General features: G+C 69.9%; 10 protein-coding genes. 2 read left to right on the top strand and 8 right to left on the bottom strand.

Annotated elements, in window-relative coordinates:
* Positions 1-50: 50 nt before the first annotated feature.
* The 7 genes from ACIP4O_RS18790 to ACIP4O_RS18760 form a co-directional block, all read right to left on the bottom strand.
* Entirely contained in the window at positions 51-1,184 is a 1,134-nt protein-coding gene (locus ACIP4O_RS18790; protein WP_361321870.1) for a substrate-binding domain-containing protein, read from the bottom strand.
* A gap of 119 nt (positions 1,185-1,303) precedes the next feature.
* On the bottom strand, positions 1,304-2,503 hold the full coding sequence (locus ACIP4O_RS18785) for an ROK family transcriptional regulator (RefSeq protein WP_361321873.1): 1,200 nt from the start codon (positions 2,501-2,503) through the stop codon (positions 1,304-1,306).
* A 340-nt stretch (positions 2,504-2,843) separates the two neighbouring features.
* Positions 2,844-3,866 carry a carbohydrate ABC transporter permease gene (locus ACIP4O_RS18780; RefSeq protein WP_401575703.1) on the bottom strand — a complete coding sequence of 341 codons (1,023 nt, stop codon included), beginning with the start codon at positions 3,864-3,866 and terminating at the stop codon, positions 2,844-2,846.
* Positions 3,866-4,903 carry a sugar ABC transporter permease gene (locus tag ACIP4O_RS18775; RefSeq protein WP_361321879.1) on the bottom strand — a complete coding sequence of 346 codons (1,038 nt, stop codon included), beginning with the start codon at positions 4,901-4,903 and terminating at the stop codon, positions 3,866-3,868. The genes ACIP4O_RS18780 and ACIP4O_RS18775 overlap by 1 nt, the downstream gene beginning before the upstream one ends.
* Complete coding sequence (gene ngcE / locus ACIP4O_RS18770) at positions 4,903-6,348, bottom strand: N-acetylglucosamine/diacetylchitobiose ABC transporter substrate-binding protein (protein ID WP_361321882.1); 1,446 nt, start codon at positions 6,346-6,348, stop codon at positions 4,903-4,905. Before ngcE ends, ACIP4O_RS18775 begins: the two co-directional genes overlap by 1 nt.
* Before the next feature lie 575 nt (positions 6,349-6,923).
* A complete protein-coding gene (acnA, locus tag ACIP4O_RS18765) occupies positions 6,924-9,644 on the bottom strand; it encodes an aconitate hydratase AcnA (protein WP_401575701.1) in 2,721 nt (906 codons plus the stop codon).
* Between the two features lie 381 nt (positions 9,645-10,025).
* Positions 10,026-10,937, bottom strand: a complete 912-nt coding sequence (locus tag ACIP4O_RS18760; protein WP_401575699.1) for an LLM class flavin-dependent oxidoreductase — start codon at positions 10,935-10,937, stop codon at positions 10,026-10,028.
* 197 nt (positions 10,938-11,134) lie between these two features.
* On the opposite strand from ACIP4O_RS18760, the gene ACIP4O_RS18755 reads away from it, so the two are divergent.
* Complete coding sequence (locus tag ACIP4O_RS18755; RefSeq protein ID WP_401575697.1) at positions 11,135-12,664, top strand: UDP-N-acetylglucosamine 1-carboxyvinyltransferase; 1,530 nt, start codon at positions 11,135-11,137, stop codon at positions 12,662-12,664.
* A gap of 295 nt (positions 12,665-12,959) precedes the next feature.
* On the opposite strand, the gene ACIP4O_RS18750 is transcribed toward ACIP4O_RS18755, so the two are convergent.
* Entirely contained in the window at positions 12,960-14,690 is a 1,731-nt protein-coding gene (locus ACIP4O_RS18750) for a sigma-70 family RNA polymerase sigma factor (protein WP_401575695.1), read from the bottom strand.
* Positions 14,691-15,424: 734 nt separating this feature from the next.
* On the opposite strand from ACIP4O_RS18750, the gene ACIP4O_RS18745 reads away from it, so the two are divergent.
* Complete coding sequence (locus ACIP4O_RS18745) at positions 15,425-16,495, top strand: substrate-binding domain-containing protein (RefSeq protein ID WP_401575693.1); 1,071 nt, start codon at positions 15,425-15,427, stop codon at positions 16,493-16,495.
* Positions 16,496-16,820: the final 325 nt, after the last annotated feature.

Raw genomic sequence — 16,820 nt, 5'->3', positions numbered from 1 at the left:
GGAGGGCGCTCACGGGCCCGGGGACCGCGTGAGCGCCGTCTCGACCGCGCTTACTTCAGGCCGGCCTTGTCGCAGGCGTCCTTGTAGTTGGCGGTGCAGATCTCCGAGAGCTTGTAGATCTTGTCCTTCAGGACGGTGTCCTGGATGTTGTCCGTGGTCAGCGAGACAACGGGGATGATCTTGCTGGGGATCGCCTTGTCGGTGCCGCTGTCGACCTTGTCGGGCGCCAGGGAGGCGAGGTCCTCGCCCTTGCCGACCGCGACGGCCAGCTCGGCGACCGTGCTGGCCTCCTGCGGGTAGGACTTGTAGACGCTCATGTACTGCTCACCCTTGAGGATGCGCTGCACGGCGGCGAGCTCCGCGTCCTGACCGGTGACCGGGGGGAGCGGCGAGATGCCGGCGGCCTTGAGGGCGGTGATGATACCGCCGGCCATGCCGTCGTTGGCGGAGTAGACGCCGACGATGTTCTTCTTGCCGATGGCCGAGATGGCGCCCTCCATGTTGGAGTTGGCGTTCTCCGGCTTCCACTCCTTGGTGTCGTACTCCTTGCCGACGTTGACCTTGCCGTCGAGGACGGAGTGCGCGCCCTTCTTGTAGTCGGCCGCGTTCGGGTCGGTGGCCGACCCGTTCATCATGACGATCTTGCCCTTCTTCGCGTCGCCGCCGAGGGCCTTGAGCAGGGCCTCGCCCTGCGCCTTGCCGACCGACTGGTTGTCGAAGGAGGTGTACGCGGAGATGGGGCCCTCGGCCAGGCGGTCGTACGCGACCACCTTGATGCCGTCGTCCACGGCCTTCTGCACCGAGGAGCGGATGGCCTTGGCGTCCACCGCGTCGACGATCAGGACGTCCACCTTGTTGGTGATCATCGTGTCGACCTGCTGCGCCTGAAGGCTCGCGTCCTGCTTGGCGTTGTTGTAGACGACCGTGCCCTTGCCGTTGGTCAGTTCCTTGACCTTGGCGGTGATCAGCGGCTTGTCGAACTTCTCGTACCGCGCGGTCTGGTTCTCCGGGAGGAGCAGACCTATCTTCAGCGCGTCGCCCTTGGACTTGCTCGACGAGGACGACTTGGCGTCGCCGTCCTTCTTGCCGTCGTCGCTCTCCTTGGCGGACCCGCAAGCGGCCAGCGAGACGGCCAGACCGGTGGCGGCAAAGGCAAAGGCAGCACGACGCATACGCGTGTTCATTCGAAACCTCCCTGACGAGGCCGCGTCGCTGCGGCCGAGGTGGCTGGAAGTCAACTCGGCCGCGAGAGCGGCGTCAAGGAGTTAATACTTAACGAGATGGCAACGGTGTCATGCGTTTGCTAAGTGAAGGCAGGACGCCCGGCCGGAACCGGCCCTTCCAAGAGGGTCGAATCCCCCATTTCACTCAGCGCGAGGGCGAGCGCCCCCAGCACCTCCGCCCGGCCCCCGAGGGCCCCCGGGAGCACGGAGAGCTGCCGCGCGGCGCTCGGGATCGCGTACCGCCCCACCGACTCGCGGATGGGCCCGAGGATCAGCTCCCCCGCCTCGGCGAGGTCCCCGCCGAGCACCACGCGGCTGGGATTGAGCAGGTTGCAGAGGTTCGCGACCCCGCTGCCGATGTGCCGCCCCACGTCGCCCACGACGCGCCTGCACCCGGGGTCTCCCTCGCGGGCCAGGCGCACCATCCGCTCCAGCGTGAGATCGGCGCCGTGGCTGGAGTGCAGCAGTGGCAGGACGTAGCGCGCGGCCGTGAAGGTCTCCAGGCAGCCGCGGTTGCCGCAGCGGCACACCGGGCCCGCCTCGTCGAGCGTGATGTGGCCGATCTCTCCCGCCGTGCCGCCCGGGCCCCGGTAGATGCGCCCGTCGATGACGAGCCCGGCCCCGACACCGCTCGCGACCTTGATGTACGCGAGGTCGCGCACCCCGCGCCCCGCGCCCCACACGAGCTCGCCGAGCGCGCCGAGGTTGGCGTCGTTGTCGACGTGCACGGGCACGCCGAGCCGCCCGCTCAGCTCCTGGGCGGGGCGGGTCCCCGCCCAGCCCGGCAGGATCGAGGTGGAGCCGAGCGTCCCGGACTCCACGTCGATGGGACCGGGCACGCCGAGCCCCACGCCCGCGATCTTCGCCTCGTCCACGCCGGTCGCCGAGATGAGCCGGGCGACGACCTCCTCGGCCCGGTCCAGGCCCTGCGCGGCCGAGGCGTCCACATCGAGCGGCTCGGACTCCTCGGCGAGCACCTGGTGCGCGAGGTTGCCGAGCGCGACCCGCAGGTGCGTGTGGCCGAAGTCGACGCCGATGACGATGCCCGCGTTGCCGCTGAGCGAGACGCTGCGCGCCCTGCGCCCGCCCGCCGAGGTGGGCGTGACCTCGACGGTGCCCAGTTCGCGCAGCTCGCGGACGATGTTGGAGACGGTGGCCGCGGAGAGCCCGGTCGTCCGCGCGATCTCCGCCTGCGTCAGTGAGCCGGCGAGCCGCACCGCCCGTACGACGCGTTCCAGATTGGCCCGGTGCAGCGACGACTGCGACCCCGGAGTCTCCATTGCCCCATCCACTCCCGCCCTCGACCGGGCACCCCGCACGGGGGCACCCGCGACCGGTCACCAGGAGTGACGGCGGCCACGTACAAGTTATGAACTCCAAGTTCCGCTGTCGGGGTTGCCGCAGTCAAGTCCTTGACGGAGTTCGTTGTACGGGCGTGAGCGGGCCGTCACCGGACGCGGCCCGCCCCCGGACACGCGGAGGACCGCGCCCGCCGCCGCCCCGCAGGGCATGCGACAGGCGCGGTGTCCTCCGGCCGGGCGATGCTATGTCAGTTCGCTTGCGCGAAGGGTGAATTCCGGGAGAGGAGCGGGCTCTCGCGCTCCCGCCCCGCTCGCCCGGCTACTTCACGGCCCCCGCCGTGAGTCCTTCCTGCACCTGGCGCTGGAAGAGGATGTAGGCGGCGAGCACCGGGAGCATCGCCATCACGAGCCCCGCGAAGAGGCCCGAGTAATCGCCCTTGTACCCCTGGCTCGTGGCGAGGGCCACGAGCCCCTGGGTGAGCACCTTCTTGTCCTCGTCGGTGTTGAGCACCGTGGGCAGCAGGTACTGGTTCCACTGCCCGAGGAAGTTGAAGATCCCGACGCTGATGAGCCCGGGGCGGGCCATCGGCAGCATGATCTGGAAGAAGGTACGGGTGTGGGAGGCCCCGTCGATCATCGCCGCCTCCGCGACCGAGCCCGGCAGGGTCCGGAAGAAGGAGGTGAGGAAGAAGACCGTGAAGGGCAGCGAGTAGGCGATGTAGACGAGGATCAGGCCGTGCGTCGTGTTGAGCAGCCCGAGGTTCTTCATGACGAAGAAGAGCGGCACCAGCGCGAGGATGACCGGGAAGCTCATCCCGCCCACGAACAGGTAGTAGATGAAGCGGTTGCCGGGGAAGTCGAAGCGCGCCAGGACATAGGCGCACATCGAGCCGAGCAGCAGCGTGCCGACGAGCGAGAAGCCCACCACGACGACCGTGTGGAGGAAGTAGTCGCTCATGTGGGCGTTGGTCCACGCCCGCGACCAGTTGTCGAAGTGCAGCGAGTCCGGCAGGGCCCACGGGTGGTTGAAGATCGACCCGTCGTCCTTGAAGGAGGTCATGACCGCCCACAGGAGCGGCATGACGACGAGGATCGCCCAGAGCACGAGGAAGCCGTGCGAGAAGACGTTGAGCACGCCGCCCGTCTTCGCCCCGCCGCGCGGCCGGGGGGCACCCGCCGTGTCCGTACCGCCGGTCTCGCCCACCGGGCCGCCAGGACCGCCGGGACCGCCAGGACCCTCCGGCCCGTTCCGCCCGTCGTCCTGTCCTGGTACGAAGGCCTCCCGGCCCGCGTCGGCCGGCTCGCCCTGCTCCGCCGGGGATGGGGTGTCGGTGGTCTTCATCAGAACTCCAGCCGCTCGCGCCTGCCCAGCCGCATCACGAGGCCGGAGAAGATCAGCGTGATGACGAGCAGGGCGACGCCGATGGTCGTGGCGTAGCCCGCCTGTCCCTGGCCGAACGCCTTCTGGTAGACGAGCAGCGGCAGCACAGTGGTGGAGTCGGCCGGGCCGCCGGGGCCCACCGACATGATCTGGACGACGGCGAAGGCCTCCGCGCCGAGCGAGAGGATGCCCATGTAGACCCAGCCGGACTGCACGGTGTCCCAGAGCAGCGGCAGGGTGAGGCGGAAGAAGGTCGTGAAGCGTCCCGCGCCGTCGAGCAGCGCGGCCTCGTACAGCTCGGAGGGGATCGAGGCCATCCCGGCGGAGAAGAGCACCACGAAGAAGCCGACCTGCGTCCACACGAGGACGGCCATGATGCACCACAGGGCGAGGTTCGGGTCCCCGAGCCACTCCGGCTGCACGCTGCCGAGCCCGACGCCGCGCAGCACGGAGTTGAGCGCGCCGGTCTTCGGGTTGTACGCGAACTGGAAGAGCAGGGCCACGATGGCGATCGAGAGGACCTGCGGGAAGAAGTAGACGATCTTGTAGAAGGAGGAGCCGCGCACGCCCGCGATCGCCGAGCCCTTCCGGCGCCGCCCGCCCACGTTGACCATGAACGAGAGGAAGAGGGCGATGCCGAGGACGACGACGGGCAGCAGGACGACGTAAGTGACGCTGTGCTGCGCCGACTTCCAGAAGGTGTCGTCGTCGAACATCTTCTTGTAGTTGTCGAACCCGACCATCTTGAAGTCGGAGCTCAGGCCGGTCCAGTCCGTGAAGGAGTAGTAGATCGCCTGGATGAACGGCCAGATCACGAAGACCGCGTAGAGCGCGAGCGGGACGATCAGGAAGCCGATGACGAAGGGGTACTTGCCGCGGTCGGCGGCACTGCGGGGGCGCTTGCTCGCGCGGCCCGGGGCTGTTTTCCGCGTACGGCCGGCGGCCGGGGCGGACACGAGGTCCGCCCCGGCCTCGGCTGCGCTGTGCTCGCTCGCCATCAGCGGTGCTTGTAGTGGGGGATCGAGTCGTCCTTGGCGGCGGCGTCGGCGAAGTCCTGGCACTTCTTGATCGCCTCGGCCGGGGTCATGCGCCCGGCCATCATCTCGCCCAGGGCGCCGACACCGATCTTCTGCTTGTTGAGGTCGACGTACCAGTCCTGGAGGCGCGGGTTGAGGACGTTCTCGCCGGCCTTGTCCAGGGCGTCGATGCCGGACTGGAGAGCGGTGGAGAGTTCGAGCCCGTCGGTGCCGCCGTTGAGGGCGGAGAGCGACTTCACCTTCTGCGTGAAGTTCTTCGAGCTGGCCTCGGAGAGCATGACGCGGAGCTGCTCCATGCCGCCGTCGGGGTTCTTGGCGTTCTTCGGGACGATGAAGGGCTCACCGCCGGACGCCCACAGGGTGCCGAAGGGCAGCGCGTCCGAGCTGTCGAGGCTGGAGGGCGCGGCAACCTTCATCTGGAAGTCCTTCGGCGTGGTCTTCGCCGCCTCGTTCTCGACCCAGGAGCCGTTGGGGATGAAGAGCGCGTTGCCCTTGGTCCACTCGGTCTGCGACTGGATGTGGTCGAGGCCGGGGGTGCCCTTGAGGACGTACCCCTTCTTGTACAGCTCGTAGTACGCCTCGAAGCCGGCCTTGACGGCCGGGTCCTTCCAGGCGTTCGGCTCCAGGTTGTCGATCGCGTCGAGGACCTTGCGGCCGCCGATCTTGCCGATGAACGGGAAGAGCGAGAAGGGGATGTAGTAGGGGTACTTCCCGGCGTACGTCCAGCCGGCGATGCCCTTCTTCTTCGCCTTGGCGCAGACCTTGAGCATGTCGTCCCAGGTCTCGGGGTACTCCACGCCGAGCTTGTCGAGGTTGGTCTGCGAGTACCACACGCCGTAGACGGTGTAGGCGTAGTTGAAGACGTAACACGCCTCGCCCTCGTATTGGCCCATCTCGACGATGCCCGGGCGCAGGGTGTCGCGCACCTTCTTGGCGGGGTCGTCGTAGGAGGGGGCGTCGAGGAGCGGGGTGAGGTCGGCGAGCTGCTTCTTGCCGACGAGGACGCCCATGTCCATCTGCTCGGCGCCGGAGTTGTCGATGAGGTCCGGCGGGGTGCCGCCGTTGAAGCGGGGCTGGAGCGTGGACTGGATCTTCTGGGTCGGGGTGAACTTCACCTTCGCCTTGGGGAAGTTCTTCTCGTAGATCGCGACGGCGTCCTTGCCGTACTCACTGCCGAAGCCGCCGTCGAAGAGGACGAAGTCGAGCGGGGCGCTCTCGTTGACGCCGAGCGGGTTCTTCTTGCTCTTGGTGCCCTTCTTCTCGGGCTTGTCGTCGGAGCCGCTGTCGCTGCTGGCGCAGGAGGCCAGAAAACCCATCGTGGGCACGGTGACGAGACCGATCGCGGCCGAACGCTTGATGAGGTCGCGCCGGCCCAGACCGTTGCCGTTCGCTCGGGAAGATCCCATGCTCAAGTCCTCGCTTTCATCCAGGACTCAGGCGGTGAACCGGACCTTCCCCGGCACCGCGGTGAAGTGTGACTGGGGTCGTGCTGGAACTGCGGGGTGCTGCGCGCCGGTTGGGTGCGGAACGGCAACGTGCGGGCTTGGCCGCCCGCGTGTCCGTGTCCTTCTCCCCCGGTTCCGCGCGGGTCCGGCTTCCCGGCCCGGGCGGTCGCCGACAGGTATAGTCCACTTGCGGCACAGGGGGCAAGATCGAAAGCCTCATTGGCCTTGGAACTTTCCCTAGTTGAGACATCCGGGAAACGTCAGGTAGCCGGACGTGTCGGCAACTTCCCAGTACAGCGGGGTTTTTGGGGAGGAGCGCGACGGCGATTGTTCCCCCGCGCAACGAAGTACGAGGCGGGGAGCGAGAGTTCGCCAGGGGACATACGGAATAGAACGCACCGCTTTCAGGGGAGAGGCGGGGCCGTATCCGCCCGGGGAACAGAACACGCCGTATCACGACACGTGAAGGGGCCCCCTCCCGTCACCGGGAAGGGGCCCCTCACCTCCGTGCCGCCGCCCTCACGGGCGGCCTCGCGTCACTTGCGGATGAGCGAGCGGAGCACGTACTGCATGATGCCGCCGTTGCGGTAGTAGTCCGCCTCGCCGGGGGTGTCGATGCGGACGACCGCGTCGAAGTCCACGCCGGTGTCGGTGGTGACCTTGACCGTGCGGGGGGTCGTGCCGTTGTTCAGCTCGGTCACGCCGGAGAAGGAGAAGGTCTCCTCGCCGGTGAGGCCGAGGCTCGCGGCGGTCTGGCCCTCGGGGAACTGCAGGGGCAGGACGCCCATGCCGATGAGGTTCGAGCGGTGGATGCGCTCGTACGACTCGGCGATGACGGCCTTGACGCCGAGGAGCGCGGTGCCCTTGGCCGCCCAGTCGCGCGAGGAGCCGGAACCGTACTCCTTGCCCGCGAGGACGACGAGCGGGATGCCCTGCTCGATGTAGTTGCGCGAGGCGTCGTAGATGAAGCCGACGGGGCCGCCGTCCTGCGTGAAGTCACGCGTGAAGCCGCCCTCGGTGCCCGGCGCGATCTGGTTGCGCAGGCGGATGTTGGCGAAGGTGCCGCGGATCATGACCTCGTGGTTGCCGCGGCGCGAGCCGTAGGAGTTGAAGTCGCGCCGCTCGACGCCGTGCTCCGTGAGGTACTTGCCCGCCGGGGTGTCGGCCTTGATGGCACCGGCCGGGGAGATGTGGTCGGTGGTGACCGAGTCGCCGAGCTTGGCGAGCACGCGGGCACCGGCGATGTCCTCGACCGGCGCCGGCTCCATCTCCATGCCCTCGAAGTACGGGGGCTTGCGCACGTAGGTGGACTCGGCGTCCCACTCGAAGGTGTTGCCGGTGGGGACCGGGAGGGCCTGCCACTGCGCGTCGCCCGCGAAGACGTCCTCGTAGGACTTCTCGAACATGTCCTCGCCGATGGCGCTCGCGACGACCTCGTTCACCTCGGCCTCGCTCGGCCAGACGTCCGCGAGGAAGACAGGCTTGCCGTTCTGGTCGGCGCCCAGCGCGTCCTTGGTGATGTCGATCTTCATCGACCCGGCGAGCGCGTAGGCGACGACGAGCGGCGGGGACGCCAGGTAGTTCATCTTGACGTCGGGGTTGATCCGGCCCTCGAAGTTGCGGTTGCCGGAGAGCACCGAGGTGACGGCGAGGTCGTTGTCGTTGACGGCCTGGGAGACCTCGTCGGGCAGCGGGCCCGAGTTGCCGATGCAGGTCGTGCAGCCGTAACCGACCAGGTTGAAGCCGACCTTGTCGAGGTACGGGGTCAGGCCCGCCTTGTCGAAGTAGTCGGTGACGACCTTCGAGCCCGGGGCGAGGGTGGTCTTGACCCACGGCTTGCGGGTCAGGCCCTTCTCGACCGCCTTCTTCGCCACGAGCGCCGCGGCGACCATGACGTACGGGTTCGAGGTGTTGGTGCAGGAGGTGATCGCGGCGACGGTGACGGCGCCGTGGTCCAGCTCGTACGTCGTGCCGTCGGGGGCCGTCACGGTCGCCGGGTTGCTCGGCACGCCGTTGGAGACGGCCGGGGAGTCGGAGGCCGGGAAGGACTCCTGGCCCGCCTCGTCCACGCTCGTGTCCGCGACGTAGTTGCGCACGTCGGAGGCGAACTGGCTGGCGGCCTCGGCCAGGACGATGCGGTCCTGGGGGCGCTTCGGGCCCGCGATGGAGGGGACGACCGTGGAGAGGTCCAGCTCCAGCTTCTCCGAGAAGTCCGGCTCGGCGGCCGGGTCGAGCCACAGGCCCTGCTCCTTGGCGTACGCCTCGACCAGGTCGACCTGCTGCTTGCTGCGGCCCGTGAGGCGCAGGTAGTTCAGGGTCTCGTCGTCGATCGGGAAGATCGCGGCGGTGGAACCGAACTCCGGCGACATGTTGCCGATGGTGGCGCGGTTGGCGAGCGAGGTGGCGGCGACGCCCTCGCCGTAGAACTCGACGAACTTGCCGACCACACCGTGCTTGCGGAGCATCTCGGTGATGGTGAGCACGAGGTCGGTCGCGGTCGTGCCGGCCTTGAGCTCACCGGTGAGCTTGAAGCCGACGACGCGCGGGATGAGCATCGAGACCGGCTGGCCGAGCATCGCGGCCTCGGCCTCGATGCCGCCGACGCCCCAGCCGAGCACACCGAGGCCGTTGACCATCGTCGTGTGCGAGTCGGTGCCGACGAGCGTGTCGGGGTACGCCTGGCCGTTGCGCACCATGACGGTACGGGCCAGGTGCTCGATGTTGACCTGGTGGACGATGCCGGTGCCCGGCGGGACGACCTTGAACTCGTCGAAGGCGGTCTGGCCCCAGCGCAGGAACTGGTAGCGCTCGCGGTTGCGGCCGTACTCCAGCTCCACGTTCTCCTTGAACGCGTCGTTGGTGCCGAACTTGTCCGCGATGACCGAGTGGTCGATGACCAGTTCGGCGGGGGCGAGCGGGTTGATCTTGGAGGCGTCGCCGCCCAGCTCCTTCACGGCCTCGCGCATCGTGGCGAGGTCCACGACACAGGGAACGCCGGTGAAGTCCTGCATGATCACGCGGGCGGGGGTGAACTGGATCTCCTGGCTCGGCTGGGCCTGCGAGTCCCAGTTGCCGATCGACCGGATGTGGTCGGCGGTGATGTTCGCGCCGTCCTCCGTGCGGAGCAGGTTCTCCAGCAGCACCTTGAGGCTGTAGGGAAGGCGAGCAGAGCCCTCGACCTTGTCCAGCCTGAAGATCTCGTACGACTCGTCACCCACGCGCAGCGTGCTGCGGGCGTCGAAGCTGTTCGCCGACACGACAGTCTCCTTCATTTCTGTGCGCGTACCACCACAATGCTGCCGCCATGCCGCCGGTCCCGTCAGCTAAGGTAAGACTTAGTTAGGTAACCCTTACCCGGGGCGGCGGTCGCGGTGCGCCTCGGCAGATATCTCGATGTCGAGATAACCCTAGTACACGCGGCCCGCCCGGTCATGCCCCGGGCCGCCCCGCGCTGCCCGGGCGACGGGCGACGGGGGGCGACCCGGGGCGGGCGGGAGCCGGTGAGGGCGGGGCGGCCTTGGGGGTTTTCGTGCGGGTATGCCCCGGCGGAATCGCGGGTTTCGCCCGGGTCGGCGCGGTACGGCCATTGCGGTGGCGGTGCGGGCGCGTGGCGCGCGTCACGCTCCCGGTGAAGGGGCTCAGTACGCGGGCGGGCCCGCCTCGACGCGGCGCAGGACGGGCGCGAGCCGGTCGATGTGCTCGCCGTCCCCGGCCTGGCGCTCGTCCCACCACGTCATCCCGGCCTCGGCGTACGGCGCGATCAGCTCGGCGGCCCGGTCGGGCTCGCGCGGCGAGATGCCGCCGAGCACGAGATCGAACGGGGTCGCGGGGGTCGCGCGCTCGCGCACGTACGCCTCGGGGTGCTCCTCTCCGTACGCGGCGCGGTGCTCCCGTACGTACGCCGTCAGCTCGCGCACCTCCGCGAGGTCCGGCGGCGTGCCGTGCGAGGCGGTACGGAAGAGCGGGACCGCGCCGTCCCAGCGGGCGGCGCGGCGCATCGGCGGGCGGCTCGGCCAGAAGCCGCCGATCCACACGGGCGGACGCGGGCGCTGTGTGCTCGCGGGGAGCAACTGGGCGTCGTCCACCGTGAAGTGGCTGCCATGGTGCGTGACGCGCTCGCCCGTCCAGTAGCGGGCGAGGAGTTCGAGGCCCTCGTCGAGCATCCCGGCGAGGACGCGCGGGTCCGTGGGCTCGCCGAAGCTCCCGTACTCGTCCTCGATCGGGCCGCCGAGACCGGCACCGAGGATGACGCGGCCGCCGCTGAGCGCGTCGAGCGTGGCGACCTGGCGGGCGAGTTGGTGCGGGCGGCGGCGCGGGACGGGGGTGAGGAGGGTGCCCAGGCGCAGGCGGGTCGTGGCGAGTGCGGCGGCGGTGAGGAGCATCCAGGGGTCACCGAAGGGGGCTCCGCGACGCCGCTCCCTGTCGTGGAGCACGTGGTCCCAGACGAAGAGCCCGTCCCAGCCGGCCTCCTCGGCGGTGCGGGCGAGGAGGGCGACGGTACGCGGGTCGGCGAAGTCACCGAAGTTGGGGATGTTCACGGAGTAGCGCATGGGCGCATCCTCGTGCGGGTACCCGCACGGCGCAACGCCGGTACGGGCGGGGCGGCCCGTCACCCGAGTGGCGCGCAGGGCGTGGACGCGGTTCACTGAAATACCCTCACCGCGCCCGGGGTTGTCCGGGTATGACGCCCCGCGCGCCCCACACCCCTCAAGCGGCGACGATCTCATATCTGAGATAGCCTTCATCCATGGCAGACGACTACCTCGTACGCATCGGCAAGCTCATCCGTGACGCACGTCAGCATCGTGGCTGGTCACAGGCGCAGCTCGCGGAAGCGCTGGCCACGAGCCAGAGTGCGGTCAACAGGATCGAGCGCGGCAACCAGAACATCAGCCTTGAGATGATCGCCCGCATCGGGGAGGCCCTGGACAGCGAGATCGTCTCGCTCGGGTACTCCGGCCCGATGCACCTGCGGGTCGTCGGCGGTCGCCATCTGTCGGGCGCGATCGACGTCAAGACGAGCAAGAACGCGTGCGTCGCGCTGCTGTGCGCGAGCCTGCTCAACAAGGGGCGTACGACGCTGCGGCGCGTGGCCCGCATCGAAGAGGTCTACCGCCTCCTCGAAGTCCTCTCCTCGATCGGCGTGAAGGCGCGCTGGATCAACGACGGCAAGGACCTGGAGCTGGTCCCGCCGGCCGAGCTGGACATGGCGTCGATCGACGCGGACGCGGCGCGCCGCACCCGTTCGATCATCATGTTCCTGGGCCCGCTGCTGCACCGCATGGACCACTTCACGCTGCCGTACGCGGGCGGCTGCGACCTGGGCACGCGGACCATCGAGCCGCACATGATCGCGCTGCGCCGCTTCGGCCTCGACATCACGGCGACCGAGGGCCTCTACCACGCGGCCGTGGAGCGGGCGATCGTCCCGGACCGCCCGATCGTGCTGACCGAGCGCGGCGACACCGTGACCGAGAACGCGCTGCTCGCCGCCGCGCGCAACAGCGGCGTCACGACGATCCGCAACGCCTCCTCGAACTACATGGTCCAGGACCTGTGCTTCTTCCTGGAGGCCCTGGGTGTCCGGGTCGAGGGCATCGGCACCACGACGCTCACGGTGCACGGCGTGCCCGACATCGACGTCGACGTGGACTACTCGCCCTCCGAGGACCCGGTCGAGGCGATGAGCCTCATCGCCGCCGCCGTCGTCACGGAGTCCGAACTCACCGTGCGCCGCGTGCCGATCGAGTTCCTGGAGATCGAGCTGGCGGTCCTGGAGGAGATGGGGCTCGACCACGACCGCTCCACGGAGTACGTCGCGGACAACGGCCGCACCCGCCTGACCGACCTGACGGTCCGCCCCTCCAAACTGGAGGCGCCGATCGACAAGATCCACCCCATGCCCTTCCCGGGCCTCAACATCGACAACGTGCCGTTCTTCGCGGCGATCGCGGCGGTGGCCCAGGGTAAGACCCTCATCCACGACTGGGTCTACGACAACCGCGCGGTCTACCTGACCGACCTCAACCGCCTCGGCGGTCGCCTCCAGCTCCTCGACCCGCACCGCGTCCTGGTCGAGGGCCCCACCCGCTGGCGCGCCTCCGAGATGATGTGCCCGCCCGCCCTGCGCCCGGCGGTCGTCGTCCTCCTCGCGATGATGGCGGCCGAGGGCACCTCGGTCCTGCGCAACGTGTACGTCATCAACCGGGGCTACGAGGACCTGGCGGAGCGGCTGAACTCGGTGGGGGCGCAGATCGAGACGTTCCGGGACATCTGATGTGAGGATGCCGCCGCGCCCCACCTGACCTGCTACTTAGCGGGCCAGGGAGGGGTGCGGTGGCATCTCTGGGACTTCTCTGGGACTTTGGGCCTGCGGCGGGCGATGGGCCACGCTCCACAGGCTCTGCCGACCGGCAGCAGTTGCGCGAAGATCGCGTCGATGGCGGCGGTGCCCCGTGCGCCGGCGCGGGGCAGGAAGTGGGAGTACTTCCGCAGCGTGCGGGCGGACTGGTCTTGTGGCTCCGCGCGGGGTCGTTCACGATCGCGGCGGCCGTTCGCCGGCCGCGACCACGTCACTTGGTGCCGAAATCCTGGGTCCACCACGGGCCGCCCGACCCCTGGAGGACGCCCACGCCCAGGTCCTTGAACGCGCAGTTGAGGATGTTGGCACGGTGAGGGGGGCTGTTCATCCAGGAGTTCATCACCGACTCCGGAGTCTGCTGGCCCCGAGCGATGTTCTCCCCGTACGAGGACCAGCGGTAGCCCGCGCTGGTGATGCGGTCGCCGGGACCCTCGCCGTCCGGGTTGGTGTGCTCGAAGAAGTCCCGGGCCGCCATGTCCTCGGAGTGGGCCCGCGCTGCGGCGTCCAGCTGCGAGTCCCCGCTGACCGGGCCGCAGCCTGCCTTCGCACGCTCCTGGTTCACCAGCGCGATCACCTGCGCGACGGCCCCGGCGGGGGCGGACTGCGCGGAAGAGGCGCCGGCGGTGGTTCGGGATGGCAGGGGCTGCGGCCTCTTCGTCAGCTCGGGCGAGCTCTTCGCCGGGCTCGGGCTCGTAAAGGCACCAGAACTCGAGGAGGCGCCAGGGCTCTTCGAAGCGCTGGGGCTCTTCGTCGGGGAGGCGGAGGGCGACGGAGAGTGCGACGGACTGCCGACCGGAGTGGGGAGGCCGGTGACGGGGGCGGTCGGAGCCCCGGCCAAGGTTTCGCTCCCGTCCGAGCCGCCGTCCGGCTCGTGGCCGAAGTACCAGGCACCGCCACCGGCGAGGCAGGCGGCGACCACGGCGGCTGCCGTCGCGCGCCGCCGTATGCGACGCTTGCGGCGGGCGGCGTCGCGGGCGGTGCCCCGGCCGCGTCTCCGACGTGCCGCGGCCCGGCCGCCGGTGGCGTGACCGCCGTAGCTCGCGGTCACGTCGTCCGCGGCGGCGGTCACGTTGTCCGTGGCTGCTGCCCCGTCGTCCGTGGCGGCGGTCCCGTCGACGCCCTCGGACGCCGAACCGGTCGGCGTGCCGTCGTGGCCGGTCGGCGGATGCGGCGCCAGCGTCATGGGAACGGGCACCAGGCCGAGACCGGCGAGCAGTCCTTCGGCCGGCACCAGTCCGCTCCACAGGCCCGCGCAGCGCACGCACTCACGCGCGTGCCGGGCTATTCGCTTGCGCCACAGCGCGGACGGACGGCCGTCCCAGCCCACCAGCAGCTCGGCGAGCTGGCGGCAGCGCGGCCGGGCGTCGAGGGCGCGGACGACCACGCGGGCCGCCTCCAGCTGGGCCTTCATCCGCTGCACCCGGACCGCGGTGTGCTGCGGGGACAGTGCGAGTGCCTGCGCGACCTCGGCGCGGGTCAGCTCACCGGCGCACTCCAGCCACCACAGCGACAGCAGACCCCGGTCGTCCGGCTCCAGCCAACGGGTGGCGCGCGCCGTCTCCTGGCGCTGGCCGGACAGCTGGAGTCGCAGCACCGTCAGGTCCACGAAGTCCGCGCCGGGGTCCGGGGCCCGGTCGGCCTCCTCGACGCCGCCCGGCGCGGCCTGCCGGTCCTGCCAGTGCCTCCGCACCCGGTTCATGGCGATCGCCACCAGCCAGGACCGGAAACTGCCCGGTTCACGCAGCCCGGCCAGTCCGTCGAGGGCGCGCAGCATCGTGTCCTGGACGACGTCGTCGACATCCACGGAACCGTTCAGCGCGCGGCCCACGATGTTGTACACGAGCGGCAGGTGCGCGCTGATCAAGGCGTCCTGAGCCGCCGGGTCGCCCTCGCGGGCGTGGGTCACCAGCTCTGCCAGCTCCACCGGATGCTGTGTGCTCATACGAGAAGTTCCCTGTCCTTCGACGTCGGTCGATGATGTCCGATGGCTGGGAGACCCCCGAGGCTGGCCCGGATAACAGTTCCTCGCGGATCGATCCGATCGAAGACTCCCGGCCCTCCACCGCACCGCGGCCGTCCTCTTGGCCCTGAAGCCGCGTCCGTCGTCGGCGCTCCGCACAGAGAAGAGAGCGCGCTTCCGGTCCACGACGGTCAGGGGGCCCGCCAGGGCGGCGGCCGGCAGCCGGTCGCGCGGCAAAGCGGCGGTGTCCCTCAGGGCGGCGGCGCTGATCTCCCGGAACCACCCGTCGCCCCTCTCTCCCCGGCCTGGTACGGCTCCGAGTTGCCGGGGTCGGCCACCGCTGGCCTCGGCGGCGACGTCCCCGGCGGGTGCGTCGCACTGGGGAGATGCTCCGGCCCGGGCCGGTCGGTGGGCGTGCCGGGGCCGACGGGCCGTCGCGGCGAAGCGGCGCACGGAACGGATCACCAGAGCCGGATCGTTCGATCAACTCTGATCGGCAATGCGATAACCGGTCGATTCAAGGTCTTCCGGTCTCCGCGCCGCCGAATGCCGTGCGCGGTGGGCCGGAATCCCATCCCGTGCCACACCCCCGCCGGGGAGGATGGAGAAGAGGGAACTGATCAGATGACCCGTGCGTGATCGGATATGGTCCTCAAGGGAGGCATTGCCGGTCAGGCATGCCTGGGGACACCGGATCCGATTCCAGAGGAGTGCCGATGGCAGCTTCGGCCGAACGACGTCGCTCGCGCATCCTCGACGTCGTGCGCGAGACCGGTTCCATCCGGGTCGTGGAACTCGCCGAGCGTCTCGACATCCCGGCGGTCACCGTCCGGCGCGACGTCGCCGTCCTCGCCGACGAGGGCAGGGTCCAGCGCACCCACGGCTCGGTCTCCCTCTCCCCCGACACCGTCGGCGGGCAGCCCGCGGGCCAGGGCCGGGTGATCGGCATGCTGGTGCCCACGGTCGGCCAGTACTTCGACGAGGTGATCGCCGGGGCCCATGCCGCGGCGACCGCGGGAGGCGCCCGGCTGGTCCTGGGCATCGCCCCGTACGGCGCAGGAAATGACCGCGCGCAGGTAGAACGGCTGCTGGGGTCCGATGTCGACGGGCTGCTCCTCACGCCGGGCTGGACTCCCGGCGGTGGGCTGGAGGGCGGCGACTGGCTGGGCGAACTGCCCGTCCCCGCCGTCCTGGTGGAACGCCGCGCGGCTCGGCTGGGCGCGGCGGCGCAGTTGGACGCGGTCTGCTCCGACCACCGCCACGGAGTCCTGCTGGCCCTGCGCCGCTTCGTCGCGCTCGGGCACGACGCGGTGCTGCTCGCCGCCCGTGCCGACACCCGCACCGCCTGCGAGGTGCGCGCGGGCTACGCGGAGGCCACCGAACAGCTCGGACTCCCGACGCTGCCCGTGATCGACGTGCCCAACCCCGGGGTGTCCCGCTCACCCGCGGACGAAGCGGACCTGGCCGCCCGGATCGCGGAGGCCGCGCGCGAGGGCGTGCGGGCCGTGCTCGTGCACAACGACCAGGACGCCCTGCAACTGCCGTCGCTGCTGCGTACGCACGGTCTGACGGTGCCGGAGGACGTGGCGTTGATCGCCTACGACGACGTGTACGCGTCGCTGTCGGAGCCGCCGCTGACGGCGGTGGCGCCGCCGAAGCAGGCGGTCGGCTCGGGCGCCCTGGATCTTCTGCTGCGGCGGCTCGACGCCGGCGACTCGATGCCCGTCCACCGGATCGAGTTGCTGCCCACTCTCGAACTGCGCAAGTCCTGCGGCGGGCCGGCGTAGCCGTATCAACCCGGCGCGGGGTGCGCAGCCGAGCAGACCCTGAGTGAGGGGCTCCGCTCTGATCGGACATTCGACCGACCGGAGCGGAGCCTCCCGTTTCTCCAGGGCTTTTCCTGGGCGCGGAACCCACAAGCCGGTCCGGGGAGGTCCGAGATCCGAGATCGACGGCGGTCGGCGGTCGGCGGTCGGCGGTCGGTCAAGCGAGCCGTCAATTTTGATCGTTCGGATCATTTGATCGAAAGGTATTGACTTCGATCGCAGCGCGACACAGGATGACGCTCACTTCAGCGTGACCTCGCAGCGCCCGGTCGGACGCCGGTGCTCG

Source organism: Streptomyces sp. NPDC088923 (assembly GCF_044749745.1).
Taxonomy (GTDB): domain Bacteria; phylum Actinomycetota; class Actinomycetes; order Streptomycetales; family Streptomycetaceae; genus Streptomyces.
Note: the sequence above shows the minus strand (reverse complement) of the source record. Positions and strands in the feature narration are given on the sequence as shown.